General features: G+C 62.1%; 11 protein-coding genes. 7 read left to right on the top strand and 4 right to left on the bottom strand.

What is annotated here, in order from left to right; translation table 11 throughout:
• Positions 1-171: 171 nt before the first annotated feature.
• Positions 172-345: a DUF7556 family protein gene (locus tag C493_RS23320; protein WP_007257703.1), complete on the top strand. Its 174-nt coding sequence runs from the start codon at positions 172-174 to the stop codon at positions 343-345.
• A 139-nt stretch (positions 346-484) separates the two neighbouring features.
• Positions 485-622 carry a hypothetical protein gene (locus C493_RS23315; protein ID WP_007257702.1) on the top strand — a complete coding sequence of 46 codons (138 nt, stop codon included), beginning with the start codon at positions 485-487 and terminating at the stop codon, positions 620-622.
• A gap of 323 nt (positions 623-945) precedes the next feature.
• On the opposite strand, the gene pan1 is transcribed toward C493_RS23315, so the two are convergent.
• Entirely contained in the window at positions 946-2163 is a 1218-nt protein-coding gene (gene pan1, locus C493_RS01910) for a proteasome-activating nucleotidase Pan1 (protein WP_007257701.1), read from the bottom strand.
• Between the two features lie 123 nt (positions 2164-2286).
• Here pan1 and C493_RS01905 point away from each other — a divergent pair, with 123 nt between their 5' ends.
• The 3 genes from C493_RS01905 (at position 2287) to rad50 (ending at position 7871) form a co-directional block, all read left to right on the top strand.
• A complete protein-coding gene (locus tag C493_RS01905) occupies positions 2287-2556 on the top strand; it encodes a MarR family transcriptional regulator (protein WP_007257700.1) in 270 nt (89 codons plus the stop codon).
• A 1086-nt stretch (positions 2557-3642) separates the two neighbouring features.
• The gene (gene mre11, locus C493_RS01900) at positions 3643-5163 is read left to right on the top strand and encodes a DNA double-strand break repair protein Mre11 (RefSeq protein WP_007257699.1); all 1521 of its coding nucleotides are present in this window, start codon (positions 3643-3645) and stop codon (positions 5161-5163) included.
• Positions 5160-7871 carry a DNA double-strand break repair ATPase Rad50 gene (gene rad50 / locus C493_RS01895; RefSeq protein WP_007257698.1) on the top strand — a complete coding sequence of 904 codons (2712 nt, stop codon included), beginning with the start codon at positions 5160-5162 and terminating at the stop codon, positions 7869-7871. The genes mre11 and rad50 overlap by 4 nt, the downstream gene beginning before the upstream one ends.
• A gap of 9 nt (positions 7872-7880) precedes the next feature.
• Here rad50 and C493_RS01890 read toward each other — a convergent pair whose 3' ends face one another.
• The 3 genes from C493_RS01890 to C493_RS01880 all read right to left on the bottom strand — a co-directional run bounded on the left by C493_RS01890 (position 7881) and on the right by C493_RS01880 (position 9263).
• Positions 7881-8372 (bottom strand): DUF7346 family protein, encoded by a 492-nt coding sequence (locus tag C493_RS01890; RefSeq protein ID WP_007257697.1) that lies wholly within the window; start codon positions 8370-8372, stop codon positions 7881-7883.
• A gap of 72 nt (positions 8373-8444) precedes the next feature.
• Positions 8445-8990, bottom strand: coding sequence for a DUF7322 domain-containing protein (locus C493_RS01885; RefSeq protein WP_007257696.1), 546 nt, complete (start codon positions 8988-8990; stop codon positions 8445-8447).
• A gap of 87 nt (positions 8991-9077) precedes the next feature.
• Complete coding sequence (locus C493_RS01880; protein WP_007257695.1) at positions 9078-9263, bottom strand: DUF7331 family protein; 186 nt, start codon at positions 9261-9263, stop codon at positions 9078-9080.
• A gap of 125 nt (positions 9264-9388) precedes the next feature.
• Here C493_RS01880 and C493_RS01875 point away from each other — a divergent pair, with 125 nt between their 5' ends.
• Complete coding sequence (locus C493_RS01875) at positions 9389-13321, top strand: DNA polymerase domain-containing protein (protein ID WP_007257694.1); 3933 nt, start codon at positions 9389-9391, stop codon at positions 13319-13321.
• A 268-nt stretch (positions 13322-13589) separates the two neighbouring features.
• Positions 13590-14735 (top strand): ISH3 family transposase, encoded by a 1146-nt coding sequence (locus C493_RS01870; RefSeq protein WP_007257693.1) that lies wholly within the window; start codon positions 13590-13592, stop codon positions 14733-14735.
• The last annotated feature ends 223 nt before the right edge of the window (positions 14736-14958 follow it).

Raw genomic sequence — 14958 nt, 5'->3', positions numbered from 1 at the left:
CCGATGGGTCTCGTCGAGCGACAGACCTGTCTCAGGAGAACGTTTACATTCTGGAAGAAAAACGAGTTTAACTCCAATATGTAGAAGACATGGGCGAATAGTACCAAGTGTTCAATTACGGGATTGGGTAGAAACGAAACGTTCATACATGCGGCGAATCTATCGACAAATATGACACTCGAGGCCAATGCGGTCGGGAGTCAGTTGGCGGCCGACGCCGACGTCGTCGCGGCCGTCGACGAGATCGACGGGCAGTCACACCTCGTCATCGCCGATATCGGGCGAGACGACGTCTGGCTCTCGATGCCCGAGCGGGACGCGATCTCACTCGAGGCGTGGCAGTAACGGCCCACTTTGGCGGTGATGCCGCCGGTTGCGTTTGGCACGGGACGGTAACCGTCCACTCCGACTCGAGTAATTTTGGGTCCGGTCATCTGTCACACGTTCCGGTACGTTTATACTCGTCTCACCGGACGGTACGCGTATGGCAGTTGATCTCAGCGAGTTCGACCATCCGTCGTGGATCACCGCGGCCGGCACCGGCATCGGGTACCTGTTGATTCTGGCCGTCTTGACGGTCGCGCTCTTTATCGTGCCGTGGCTGATCTTCGCGGCGCTGTAACGTACGGCCCGTCACACGCGAATCCGAACTCGTTTCTCGAGCGATGCGATACTGACGCTGCGGTAGTTCGTCGGTTCGGCTTGCCCATTCCAACTGACGCTGGGGACGACCGACCGCTGCGTCGCCGCTATCGTGAGTTGCCACTATCGTGTGTTCACTGCTGTCAGTCGGTGCGTTCCGTGTGACCTCGAGTGAGTTGGCTTGCGTTCCTCGCAAATCGTAATCGAAACTCGTAACTCAAAACTCGTAACTCGTAACTCGAAGTGTCTTCTCGAGTGAAAGATCGAAGAGAACGAAAACGGCAGGAAAGACGTTGCTGCGACTCAGGCGAAGGTCTTCGAGACCTCGTCGGTCTCGTCGGAGTCGGCCTGAACCTTGTCCCAGGCGCTGCGGAAGTCCTCCGTCTTGATCTCCGTGCGGTCGTCGCGAATCGCGAACATGCCGGCCTCGGTACAGATCGCCTTGACGTCGGCGCCGGAGGCCGCCTCGGCTTCCTCGGCCAGTTCGGCGAAATCGACCTCGTCGGCGACGTTCATGTCGCGGGTGTGGATCTGGAAGATGAGCTCCCGGCCCTCGGCGTCGGGTTTCGGGACCTCGATGAGGCGGTCGAACCGGCCCGGGCGCAAGATCGCGCGATCGAGCATGTCGAAGCGGTTCGTCGCCGCGATGATGCGGATCTCGCCTCGTTCTTCGAAGCCGTCCATCTCGGAGAGCAGCTGCATCATCGTCCGCTGAACCTCGGCGTCGCCGGAGGTCTTCGACTCCGTTCGCTTGGCGGCGATGGCGTCGATCTCGTCGATGAAGATGACGGCGGGTTCGTGTTCGCGGGCGACGTCGAAGAGGTCGCGGACGAGTTTCGCTCCTTCACCGATGAACTTGTGGACCAGCTCGGAGCCGGCCATCTTGATGAAGGTAGCGTTGGTCTCGTTGGCGACGGCCTTCGCGAGCATCGTCTTGCCCGTTCCTGGCGGTCCGTAGAGGAGGACGCCGCTTGGCGGATCGATCCCGACGTCGTCGAACATGTCGGGCTTCTCGAGGGGCATCTCGACCGTCTCGCGGACTTCCTGCATCTGTTCTTCGAGGCCGCCGATATCCTCGTAGCTGACCTCGGGGCTTTCGGTGACCTCCATCACGCGGGCGCGAACGTCAGTCTCGTTCGAGAGCGATTTGACGATCGACAGCGAGTTGTTGACCGCGACGCGGTCGTCGGGGTCGAGTTCCTCGCGCATCTCCTCGGTGACTTCGGTGAGGGCCTCCTGATTGTTCCCGTGTTGCTTGATGATGACGCCCTCGTCCGTGACTTCCTGGACCGTGGCGACGAACAGCGGGGACTGCTTGAGCTTCTTGTTCTCGTGGGTCAGCCGCTCGAGTTTCTGCTGGTACTTGTTGTTCTCGGCGTTGGCATCGAGGAGCTTGTCACGCATCTCCTCGTTTTGCGTCTCGAGGACCTCCAGCCGTTCCTCGAGCGCCTGGATCTTCTCCTGTTGGGACGCCTCGTCCTCGTCGTATGGGAGGTCGACGTCGTCCACAGTGTCGCTCATCACCCGTTCTTTGGGTGTTGCCTCTTAAGAGACTTCGGGTAGGTGCATCCGTCACACGGTATAACTGGGAGGCATTTTAGCAAACAGAAAATATTATCACCCCGTATTCGGAATGGTGGGGTAATGAGTGCTCCAGAAGCGGTCCACCGAGAGTCAGAATCGCGGGGAACGTGGGACGACGTCCGCGACCTCCCGCCAAGCGCCAAACTCGTCGCGAAGGTCCTCGAGTACAACGACACGATGACCCAACAGCAGATCGCCGACGAGACGCTGCTGCCCGCCCGCACCGTCCGCTACGGACTGAACCGACTCGAAGAAGAGAACGTGATCGACTCGCGATTTTCCTTCTCCGACGCCCGGAAGCGACTCTACAGCCTCGAGATCGCCGACTGATCGCCGGTCCGTTTCGAGCCGCACCGATCTTCCGACGCGACTATCGATTCGACGCATTCTGTCGGCTGGGTCGGCGTCAGTTCGAGCCCCTCGAGCGCGTCGTGTGCTCCGCGTTTCGACCGTGATCTCCGCGTCTCGAGTCGAACACGCTGGTTTTCACCTAGTTGGTCAAGCCATCCGTATCCGCGACCGCCAGGGTAGTTTGCCGCGGCTCGAGCCGTCGAAGACGTGTTTTGCCGAGGAACACGGCGGCCAGTGTGACGGCCTGTGCCGGAAACGCGAGACCGGCGACGAACCGGTCGACCACCGTCGCTGTCGCGTCACTCGAGGCCAGTACGCCGCTCGAGTGTGAGCGATCGTTGAATCAACAATATCTGGCAGCCGACATTCACGCGGTGGCGCGCGCTGAGCCGCGGCGAGCGCCCAGCGAGTCGCGGGTCGACACCGTGCGAGGGATGAGCGAACGACTGAAGGGAGTGAGTGAGTCGGCTGGGGAGGACGTGGAAACCCTAGTTGCCAGTGTGAGTCGCTGTCGACGGCCTCGAGGTCGAGCCGTTCGAGGATCACCGATTCTCGTGAACCGATTCTCGTGATCACGGAGATCGGAGATTTCCAGACGACCCTCTGGTATCCGCCTCGAGTAGCGTAAAGTACCGCGGGCACGGTAGCCCGAGGCTCTCTGCCTGCTACTAACGTAGACGAGCGTCTTGCTCCCGTGGACACTATAGTAGCCACTGAAAGTCAATGCACACCTGATCGCAGTATGGCGTTGCGATCAGTGTGTAAATCGTTTCAGTGGCTACTATAGGACTTCCACGTCCTCCCCAACCGATTCGTTCAGTCGCTTCGCTTCTTCACTCATCCCTCGCACGGTGGATCGGCCTCCCTCACTATCGTTCGGACGGCCGATGGCGCGCGCCACCGCACGAGAAACGCTCACGCTACCAGCTGAACGCTACCGGGCGATCGACGCTATCCGCTGCTCCTGTGTCCGCTACCGTATAGCCGGCAACTATCGCGACCCGTCGTTTCACTTTCACGTCGCTCACGGAACCCCTTTAGGGAGCGCTTCCCAACGGGGTGACAATGACGCGGGTTATCCACACGGGCGATACCCACATCGGGTATCAACAATACAACTCCCCCGAGCGACGCCGGGACTTCCTCGAGGCGTTTCGCTCGGTCGTCGCGGACGCGGTCGAAGACGACGTCGACGCCGTCGTCCACGCCGGCGACCTCTTTCACGACCGCCGGCCGGGGCTGATCGACCTCCAGGGAACCGTCGAGATCCTCCGAACGCTGTCCGACGCCGACATCCCCTTCCTGGCCGTCGTCGGCAATCACGAATCCAAACGCGACGCCCAGTGGCTCGACCTCTTCGCCGACCTCGGGCTCGCGACGCGACTCGGCGCCGACCCCGTTCTCGTCGGCGACGCGGCCTTCTACGGACTCGACTTCGTCCCCCGCTCGAGACGCGACGACCTCGAGTACGACTTCGCCCCCCTGCCGGACGACGCCGACCGCGCGGCGCTCGTGACACACGGTCTCTTCGAGCCCTTCGCCCACGCCGACTGGGACACCGAACGCCTGCTCGAGGAGTCGACGGTCGAGTTCGACGCCGTCCTGCTCGGCGACAACCACAAGCCCGACACCGCCGAGGTGCTCGACACCTGGGTCACCTACTGCGGGTCGACCGAGCGGGCGAGCGCCAGCGAGCGCGAGGACCGCGGCTACAACCTCGTCGATTTCGGCGACGACGCGGTCGGGATCAGCCGCCGCGGACTTCCCGACACCCGCGAGTTCGTCTTCGTCGACGTCGACCTCGAGGAGGGCGAAGGCGTCGACCGCATCCAGGAACGTGTCCGACAGCACGACCTCGAGGACGCGGTCGTCATCGTCACGATCGAAGGCGACGGAAAGCCGATCACGCCCGCGACGATCGAGGAGGCGGCCATCGACCGCGGCGCGCTCGTCGCGCGCGTCAACGACCGTCGTGAGCTCCCCGACGAGGCCGAGGAGGTCTCCGTCAGTTTCGCCGACCCCGACGCTGCGGTCCGCGAACGCGTCCGTGACCTGGGGCTGAGCGACGCCGCCCGAAGCATCGACGAGACCGTTCGCAACGGCGACCTGCCGGACTCGAACGTCCGCGAAAGCGTCGAGAATCGGGTTCGTGACCTGCTCGAGGACGACGCCGACGCGTTCGCCCCCGCGCCGGAGCGCAGTCCCGACGACGAGGACGTGACGACGGTGGCCGACGAACTCGCCGTCGACGCCGACGAAGCCGACGGCGCAGACGGTACCGACGAGACGAACGCCGAAGCCGACGCTGCGGTTGCAAACGGCGGCGACGCTGCATCGACTGCCTCGAGCGCCGACCGAACCGAGACGGCCGCCTCGAGCGACGGCGACGATCCGGAGCCACCGATCGCCACGGCCGAAGACGACGACGGCGGGACGGGTGGAACGAACGGAGACGACGACTCCGCGGAGAGCGACGACGACCCCGCAGAACCCGACGATGACCCCGCAGAACCCGACGACGACCACGCAGAATCGGACGACGAACCCGCAGAGACCGACACCGCCTCGCTGGGTGATTTCGCGTGAAAGTCGACCGACTCCGCCTGCTGAACTTCAAGTGCTACGGCGAGAGCGAACTGGGACTCGAGCGCGGCGTGACCGTCGTCCACGGCGTCAACGGTAGCGGAAAGTCGACGCTGCTCGAGGCCGTCTTCTTCGCACTGTACGGCTCGAAGGCTCTCGACGACCGCACGCTCGACGACGTGATCACGACCGGCGAGGAAGACTGCGAGGTCGAACTCCGGTTCACCCACGACGGCCGGAGCTACCGCGTCGAGCGCCACCTCAAACTTCGCGGCGACCGCGCGACGACGACGAAGTGCGTCCTCGAGACGCCGACGGAGACGATCGAGGGCGCTCGCGACGTCCGCCGTGAGATTACGGAGCTCCTGCGGATGGACGCCGAGGCGTTCGTCAACTGCGCCTACGTCCGCCAGGGCGAGGTCAACAAGCTCATCCACGCCTCGCCGAGCGACCGCCAGGACATGATCGACGACCTCCTGCAACTGGGTGCCCTCGAGGAGTACCGCGAGCGAGCTAGCGACGCCCGCCTCGGCGTCAAAACGGTCCTCGACGGCCAGCGCGAGGTCGTCGAGAACGTTCGAGAGCAGGTCGAACAGAAGGAAGAAAAAGACCTCCACGAACGGCTCAACGGCCTCGAGTCCCGCCGCGCCGACGTCGTAGAGAAGATCGATCACTACGAAACCCAGCGCGAGCAGGCCCGGGAGACGCTCCAGGCTGCGGAAGACGTCCTCGAGCGCCACGAGGAGACCCGCGAGGAGATCGACCGACTCGAGGGGGAGATCGACGACCTGCGCTCGAAAATCTCCGAGACCGAGGCCGATCGCGAGGACGCGAAAGCGCGAATCAGAGAACTCGAGGAGCGACGGGCGGAACTCGCGACCGAGCGCGACGAACTCGTCGCCGAAGTCGACCTCGAGGGCGACGCGGATGAGCCGGGCAGCGCAGGCGACGAAACCGACGCGGACGCCATCGCGGAACGGATCGAGACCCTCGAGGCCCGCAAGGAGGAGCTTCGCGACGAACTGGAGGCGGTCAAGGTCGCGATCACCGAGAGCAATGGCGAAATCGAGCGCCTGCGAGAGGAGGCCGACGACCTCGAGGGGCAGGCCGAGCAGGCTCGGGCCGACGCCGACGAGCTCGCGTCCGCGCTCGAGGCCGACGAAGAGTCCATCGAGAACCGGGAGACGAACCTCGAGGAACTCGACTCCGAGATCGAATCGGAGCGAGAGCGATTCGTCGACGCACCGATCGAGTTCGGTGACGCGGCCGCTCACCTCGAGGAACTCGAGGCCGAGCGCGACGAACTCACGGACGAGATCGGCGACGTCACCGCCGACATCAGGGCCGTCGAGAACGCGATCGAGGAGGGCGAACGGCTGCTCGAGGAGGGGAAGTGTCCGGAGTGTGGCCAGCCCGTCGCGGACTCCCCTCACGTCGACGCTCTCGAGGAGAAACGCGAGGAACGCGACGCCCTCGAGGCGACGCGCGAAACCCTCGAAGCGGACCGCGCGGAACTCGACGAACGCATCGAACGCGCCGAGGCGTTGCGCGAGGCCGAGCGGCGCGTCGAGCAACTCGAGGGGAACCGCGACAACGTCGAACAGCTACTCGAGGAAAAGCGCGAGACGCTCGCGGAGCGACGCGAGCAACGCGAGCAGTTGCTCGAGGACGCCGACGAGTACGAGGCCGAGGCCGCCGAAAAGCGCGAGACGGCCGCCGATCTCGAGGACGAACTCGGCGAGAAGCGGGCCGAACTCGGCCGGATCAACACCGAGCGCGGCGAGGTGAGAGACGCCCTCGAGACGCTACGCCGGATCGCCGAGATCGACGACGAGCGCGCGGATCTCGAATCGAAGATCGAAACCCACCGCGACCGCCGTCAGGACTGGCAGACGATGAACGACGAGCGCCGCGAGACGCTCTCGAGCAAGCGCGAGCGCAAACGCGACCTCGAGTCGGAGTTCGACGACGAACGCGTCGAAACGGCCCGCGACGACAGGGAAAACGCCCAGGCGTACATCGGTCAGGTCGACGACAAACTCGAGGAACTCGAGGAAAACCGGACGAACCTCCAGAACGCCATCGGCGCGGTCGAACGCGAACTCGAAGAACTCGAGGAGCTTCGCGAGCGCCTCGAGGCCGTCGAGGAACGCTGTGCCCACCTCGAGTCGCTGTACGACGAGGCGGAGACGCTGCAGGCGACCTACGCCGACCTCCGCTCGGAGCTGCGCCAGCGCAACGTCGAGACCTTAGAACGGCTGCTCAACGAGACGTTCGATCTGGTCTACCAGAACGACTCCTACGCCGGGATCGATCTCGACGGCGAGTACCGGCTGACGGTCTACCAGAAAGACGGCGAAGCCCTCGAGCCCGAACAGCTCTCCGGCGGCGAACGGGCGCTGTTCAACCTCAGCCTGCGGTGTGCGATCTACCGCTTGCTCGCCGAGGGCGTCGAGGGGGCGGCGCCGATGCCGCCGCTGATTCTCGACGAGCCGACGGTCTTCCTGGACTCGGGGCACGTCACCCAGCTCGTGTCGCTGATCGAGTCGATGCGAGACCAGGGCGTCGAACAGATCGTCGTCGTCAGCCACGACGAAGAACTCGTCGGGGCGGCGGATTCGCTCGTTCGCGTCGAGAAGGATACGGTCTCGAACCGGTCGCGACTCGAAGCCGGAGAGCCGCCGGAAATCGAACTGCTCGCGTCTGACTGACCGACTTGATCAGGAGCGCTTTTCCGCCGATTCGCCCGCCGTTTCGGGGCCGATGCTCGAGACGAGTTCGTCGTCCGGGACGTCGGTTCGAATCGCCTCGAGCGCGCGCTCGCAGTCACCGGTAATTCGGTAGCCGCGCTCGCCGGCGACCTCGGTCTCCTCGAGCAGTCCGGCGGCCGAAAGCACCGTGAGTCGGCCGTGGAGGTCGCTCTCGCAGACGTCGTAGCTGTCGAGCAGCGTTCGAACGCCGAGCGGGCCGCGGTCGGCGAGTTCGAGCAGGAGTCCGAGCGTCGTCTCGTCGTGGACGTTCGTCAGCAGCGTCCGGACCGGATCGGCGACGGTCCGGGCCGCGGTCTCGAGCGGCGATTCGTCGACGTCCTCGAGGCGGTCGTTCTGGACGTAACACTCGTTGCCGCTGTCCGGGTCGCGGACGAGACTCGCGTGTTCGGACCGCTTGAGAAGCAGATACCGTTTTCCGGTGTCGTCTTGAACGGTTTTCATGATCGGGCTGGATCGTCCGATATCTGGTGTTGAACGAGCGCCACTGAAGTAGTTTCGGCTGCGACAATCAGCTTACGGTTCGGAATCGCGTTCGTCGGGTCCCTCGGTGTGTTCGTCAGAACCCCCCGCACGTTCGTCGGATCTCTCGGCCCGTTCGGCACATTCGTCGTCTGCTGCGTCCTCCTCCGCCGGGAAATCGTGTCGCTTGACGTATCGATACCGCCTGATCAGGAATCCGGTGAGAGCGAAGCCGGCGGCGAGAAGGTAGGCGGCGTAGGTGGGCTCGCCCTCGATGAACAGAAACATCGCGGCGAGCGCGTAGGCGAGGACCGCGAAGTTGAGCACGAGCACCAGCGCCCAGAACTGCTTTGCGAGTTCGGGATGGACATCGGTTCCCGGCGTCGGAACCTCCGACGACGACGTCGAATCGTCCTCCTCATCCGAATCCATCTCCGAGCGGATGTCCTCTCGGAGCGTCGAACCCGCCTTCTCGGTCGGGACCTCGGGAATCGTGAGGGTGTCGCTATCGGGGTCGCGAAACTCCGCTTCAGGGTCGTACTCGCCGAGTTCGGATTGCGGCTCGTCCTCGACCTCGTCGTCGGACCGATCGTCTCCCACGTCTCGAGGGAGGGTGAGCCACCAAAAAAAGCGTTCGCGTTCGAGGCGGTCGGAGGGCGATTCGGGGCCGCGCCGCGGGTCGATAGCTCAGGCCAGTTCGGTAAGCGTGAGAGTGCGGGAGGTCTCCACCCACGCGAGCGGATTCTCGGCGTCATAGAAGACGACGCCGTCGTCCGTTTCGTAGGATTCGATCGTTTCGGTGCCCTCGCGTTCGCTGCGCGGTTCACTTCGATCCGTCGCGTCGTCGGCTGCGTCGATGGACACTTCGATCACCTGACTGCATGGTATGTGTTACCACATTATATGTCTTGTTGCTCTCGCAATACTGCCTGGTTTCTCGCGAGCGGAACCGGTCGAAGTGTGTGGGTTTTTATCCGGTCACTCCCAAGCCCGATATCATGACTGAGTCGGGCCAGAGCGGACTCGCGGATTTCGGCGCCGAGTCCGACGACGCGGACGAGCGACCGGAGGCGGAGGCGGCCCACATCGCGGGCAACGGCGGCTCGAGCGCCGCCGAGGTAATCGACGTCATCGAGGAGACGCTGCCGGAGCCCGAGGGCGACCTCGAGCTCGCCGTGATGCAGGTCGATTACACCATCGCCGGCTACGGCGACGAGGAGCGACCGATCATGCACGTCTTCGGCCGGACGCCCGATGGCGAGCTAGAACACGTCCAGGTCGTCGGCTTCAAGCCGTACTTCTACGCGCCGACGGAGAGCCTCGAGCGACCGCCCGAAGAGCAGTACGATCGCCTGACGGGCAGCCGCGAGGTCGACGAAGACGGCGAGCCATACGAGAGCATCCGAGGCGAGAAGCTCACAAAGATTTTCGGCCAGACCCCCCGCGACGTCGGGCAGATTCGAGACGATTTCGAACATTACGAGGCCGACATCCTCTTTCCGAATCGGTTTCTGATCGACAAGGACATCCGCAGCGGGATGCGCGTCCCCGAACGACGCGCCGAAGACGACTCGCTGGTCGTTCCCCACGACGAGGTCGAGGCCGCCGACGTCGACGCCGAACCGCGCGTGCTGACGTTCGACATCGAGGTCGAGGACCGCCACGGTTTCCCGGAAGATGGCGAGGAACCCATCGTCTGTCTCACGAGCCACGACTCCTACCGCGATGAGTACATCATGTGGGTCTGTGCAGCCGACGAGGGTCACGGCAACATTCCCGACGAGATCACCGAGTACGAACCGATCGAAGGCGAAATCGATCACGAGGTGCGGGCCTTCGAGGCGGAGGAAGCGATGCTCGAGGCGTTCGTCGACTACGTCCGTGAAACCGACGGAGACGTCATGACCGGGTGGAATTTCGAGGATTTCGACGCCCCGTACTTCCTCGACCGCCTCGAGGAACTGCAGGGTCCTCACCACGACTACGACCTCGAGATCGACCGGCTCTCGCGGGTCGACGAGGTCTGGCGCAGCAACTGGGGCGGCCCCGACATCAAGGGACGAGTCGTCTTCGACCTGCTCTACGGCTACCAGCGGATGGTCTTCTCCGAACTCGACTCCTACCGGCTGGACGCCGTTGGAGAGGCCGAGTTGGGAGTCGGGAAAGAACGGTACGCCGGCGACATCGGCGACCTCTGGGAGGACGATCCGACGCAACTCCTCGAGTACAACCTGCGTGACGTCGAACTCTGCGTGGAACTCGACCGCCAACAGCAGATTATCCCCTTCTGGGACGAAGTGCGATCCTTCGTCGGCTGTAAACTCGAGGACGCCCCCACGCCGGGCGACGCGGTCGACATGTACGTCCTCCATCAGGCCCACGGCGAGTTCGCGCTGCCCTCGAAGGGCCAACAGGAGGCCGGCGAGGAGTACGAAGGTGGTGCCGTCTTCGATCCGATCACGGGCGTCAAAGAGAACGTTACCGTACTGGACTTGAAGTGTTTCAGTGGGGACACGGAGGTGATGACACCAGGTGGTCCGAAAAATATCAAAGATCTCGAAATCGGCGACGATATGTTTACGCTCGACCCGGACACATTCGAGTGCGAGATCACGCCGGTAGCCGAAACACACGAGTACGAAAATCGATACGGTGAGTTACACCACGTGAGCGGGAACACGCACGATCTGAAGGTGACTGAAAATCACCAGTTCCTGGTCTCGAACACGCGTGGCTGGGACGACCTCGGGCCGGACGATTTCGAACTCACTGAATACCGAAACATCCCCGAGACCGATCGGTTCGCATTCCCGAATCACGAACCGATGGCGGGAGCGACGCCTGACACGTTCGAACTCCACGAAGAGGTCGCAAGTGGGCACGTCGTCGTCTACACCGATAACGATCTTCGATCGTTCCGCCATTCGATGCCAGAACCCGTCGAATCGACCCTCGATCTCGTTCACGGATCGTCTGCAGCGATGGGCATCCAGAAGACGGTCGGAAAATACCTGATTCCGCTCTCGACGTTCCACGATTACGAATCGATAATTCGGGAACACGCTGGCGATCTCTTCTTGCAGTACGGGAGACAACACCGCGAGACGCCACTCTCGTTCGAAATGGACGACTGGCTCGAGTTCCTCGGCTGGTTCGTCACCGAGGGTAGTCTCGATCAGGCTGCCGGTCGGTTCACGATTCATCAGTCGAACGGTGCTCATCGTGAGCGGATCTGTTCGCTTCTCGATCGGATGGGAGTCAATTACAACGTCGACGATCGAGGGATCAACGTCTCGAACCGATATCTCATCGAGTGGCTCGAGGACCATTGCGGCGACGGGTACGCCGAGAAGTGTCTCCCCGAGTGGGTATTCAGTCTCGACGCCGAGTATCTCTCGATACTCCTCGAGACGATGATCGACGGTGACGGAGACCGCGCGGACTCCGGTCTCGGGAAGTTCTGGACGAAAAGTGACGAGCTTATGCGAGCCATTTCCAGAATCGCCGTTCAGTGTGGGCACAAGCCGACGGTGTCGAAACAGAACGACGGTACCTGGTACGTGTCTGTCGGGAAACGGGGATCGTTTACGAAGTCGAACGAGACCGTCGAGCAACACGATGGGAACGTCTACTGTGTCACTGCAGCCGAAAACCACGTCATCCTCGCCGGACGAAAGGGGAACTTCCAGTGGGTCGGTCAGTCGCTGTACCCGATGTGCATGACGACGATCAACGCCAGCCCGGAGACGAAGGTCGACCCCGAGACGTACAACGACGAGACCTACAAGGCGCCGACGGGGACCCACTTCCGGAAGAAACCCGACGGCGTCAACCGGGAGATGATCACCGAACTCCTCGCCGAGCGCGAGGAGAAAAAGGAACTGCGCAACCAGCACGAACCCGGCACGCCCGAGTACGAGCAGTACGACCGCCAGCAGGGTGCGGTAAAGGTTATCATGAATTCGCTGTACGGTGTATCGGGATGGGATCAATTCCGACTATATGACAAAGAAGCAGCATCGGCAATCACTGCTACTGGGCGCGAAGTGATAGAGTTCACCGAAACTGCTGCAACAGAACTGAATTATCAGGTTGCCTATGGAGACACCGATTCGGTTATGCTCGAGCTCGGTCCCGACGTTTCGACCGACGACGCGATCGAGCACTCTTTCGATATCGAGGACCACATCAACGGACGGTACGACGACTTCGCGCGCGAGGATCTGAACGCCGAGTCTCACCGGTTCCAGATCGAGTTCGAGAAGCTCTACCGGCGATTCTTCCAGGCCGGCAAGAAGAAACGCTACGCTGGCCACATCGTCTGGAAGGAAGGTAAGGACGTCGACACCGTCGACATCGTCGGCTTCGAGTACCAGCGCTCGGATATCGCACCCATCACCAAGGAAGTCCAACACCGGGTCATCGAGATGATCGTCAAGGAAGGCGACATCGAGGGAACAAAGGAGTACGTCAACGGCGTCATCGAGGACGTACAGTCGGGCGACGTCTCCCTCGAGGAGATCGCCATTCCGGGCGGCATCGGCAAGCGGCTGGACAACTACGACACCGACACGGCCCAGGTTCGGGGCGCAAAGTACGCGAATCTCTTGCTCGGGACGAACTTCCAGCGCGGGAGCAAACCCAAACGGCTCTACCTCGATCGCGTGGATCCCGCCTTCTTCCGCCGAATGGAAAGCGAAGAGGGCCACGACCCGCAGCGCGATCCGCTCTACGGGGCGTTCAAGCGCGACCCCGACGTCATCTGTTTCGAGTACGAAGACCAGATTCCAGACGAGTTCGAAGTCGACTACGACACGATGCTCGAGAAGACCCTGAAAGGGCCGATCGAGCGCATCCTCGAGGCACTGGATGTCTCGTGGGATGAAGTCAAAAGTGGTCAGGAACAGCAAGGTCTCGATCAATACTGGTAGGTCCGTACGACGGGGAGTCAGTTCCCCCAACCTCAAAAGAAAGGTTTTGGTTCAATAACTGCTGTATAAGGGGAGGATATAACACTGAACTGACTATTATACTACAGCAATAAGTGGTCGTATGGACAACCAATCGGTGCAGGTGATGGAGAGACGCTCTTCTGTAGCGTAGCGGAACCTGCCCACGAGTATTACCACCTACGCTCTTCCGTAGGAGATTATCAGTCGATCACATTGGTTTGAGTGAAAGTGTCTGCTTGTAGAAGATGTGCAACCAACACAAGCAGACAGCGAGATAGAAGAAGAGCACCTGCTTAATTTTGTCGTCAACAGCCTCGGTGATGACCTTCCAATTGACCTCGGAGAGAACGTCGAGGTAACGACGGAGACGTTGTACGAGGCCCTCGCCGGCGCCAGCGCCGGCGGGACCTCGATCAATCACGTCTGTGAGACGACCGAGGACTCGCCACACGCCAATACCGTTCGAGGACACCTTACCGATCAGTTTGATCTTGAGACCGTCGAGACGGTCGGAAACACACTACTTCAACGGGATGTCCTTGAGACGCTCCCAGATCGACCGGTGGAGGTCGTCGCCGACCTCCACCTCGATCCCTACTACGGTGAGGAAGACGAGACAGAGGCGTTGTACTTCTCGCAGGCGAAACGAGGTACCACTGCGTTCCATGCTTACGTCACGCTGTATGCGCGGGTGCGCAACAAGCGGTACACGCTGGCGGTTCGCCAGCTGGTCGCTGGCGAAACCACCAGCGATGCCCTCGGTGAGTTCCTCGAACTCCTCGACGGCCTTGACCTGCGCGTCAAGGCCGTCTATCTCGATCGCGGATTCTACAACAGCACTTGCCTCGAACTACTGTACACGCACAACTACGCCTACGTCATGCCGATCGTCAAGTGGGGCGAGACGATTCAAGACGAACTCAGCAGCGGCTGGAGTCGCGTGATCGAACACGAACTCGCTGGGCGGGTAACGTTCCCTGTGTTCATCGACTGTGTCTACCAGCGAGGACGATACGACGAGCACGGGGTGGCGCGTCACGGCTACGCCGCTGACGCGCCGTTCATCGACACACCACAGGATGCACGGGAACACTATAGCAAGCGCTTCGGCATTGAATCGAGCTACCGGTTAGGCAACCAGAGCCTCGCTCTCACCAGTTCTCGGGACGCCGGGCTCCGGCTGTTACTGTTCGTCGTGAGTCTGTTGCTGCAGAACGTCTGGCGGTATCTCCACTGGATGTACGTGGCGGCGCCCCCCACGGCGGGGCGCCGCCTCTGGGAGTGGTCGTTCATGGAGTTCTGTGAGATGGTGGTTCGTGCTGCCTGGACAGCTCTTGGCGTACGCAGAGCTGTCCCAGCAAATCAACCACTCGACGACCGGTTCTTCCGGTAGCTGTCCCTGAGTTGGGGCAGCGGTCGTGAGTGGCGACACTGTCGCGTCGGCGGCGATTCGCCGCTGACAGCGACTCTCCAGTGCCGAAACTTACCGCCGCCATCTCTTCGAGACGGGCCGAGCACAGTTCAAGCAGATTCAGCGCCTATTGAACGAGATAGTGCGGCTGTCGATGTGATCGACTGATTATTGATCCAGTTTCGTTGCTCGTCTGCATGACTGA

Source organism: Natronolimnohabitans innermongolicus JCM 12255, assembly GCF_000337215.1.
Taxonomy (GTDB): domain Archaea; phylum Halobacteriota; class Halobacteria; order Halobacteriales; family Natrialbaceae; genus Natronolimnohabitans; species Natronolimnohabitans innermongolicus.
The sequence above is the reverse complement of the archived record's forward strand: the minus strand, read 5'-3'. Positions and strand labels throughout refer to the sequence as shown.

Excerpts from the sequence above, each read along its gene's own strand:
- C493_RS23320 (WP_007257703.1), top strand. The coding sequence starts at position 172 with ATGACACTCGAGGCCAATGCGGTCGGGAGTCAGTTGGCGGCCGACGCC.
- C493_RS23315 (WP_007257702.1), top strand. The coding sequence starts at position 485 with ATGGCAGTTGATCTCAGCGAGTTCGACCATCCGTCGTGGATCACCGCG.
- pan1 (WP_007257701.1), bottom strand. The coding sequence starts at position 2,163 with ATGAGCGACACTGTGGACGACGTCGACCTCCCATACGACGAGGACGAG.
- C493_RS01905 (WP_007257700.1), top strand. The coding sequence starts at position 2,287 with ATGAGTGCTCCAGAAGCGGTCCACCGAGAGTCAGAATCGCGGGGAACG.
- mre11 (WP_007257699.1), top strand. The coding sequence starts at position 3,643 with ATGACGCGGGTTATCCACACGGGCGATACCCACATCGGGTATCAACAA.
- C493_RS01890 (WP_007257697.1), bottom strand. The coding sequence starts at position 8,372 with ATGAAAACCGTTCAAGACGACACCGGAAAACGGTATCTGCTTCTCAAG.
- C493_RS01875 (WP_007257694.1), top strand. The coding sequence starts at position 9,389 with ATGACTGAGTCGGGCCAGAGCGGACTCGCGGATTTCGGCGCCGAGTCC.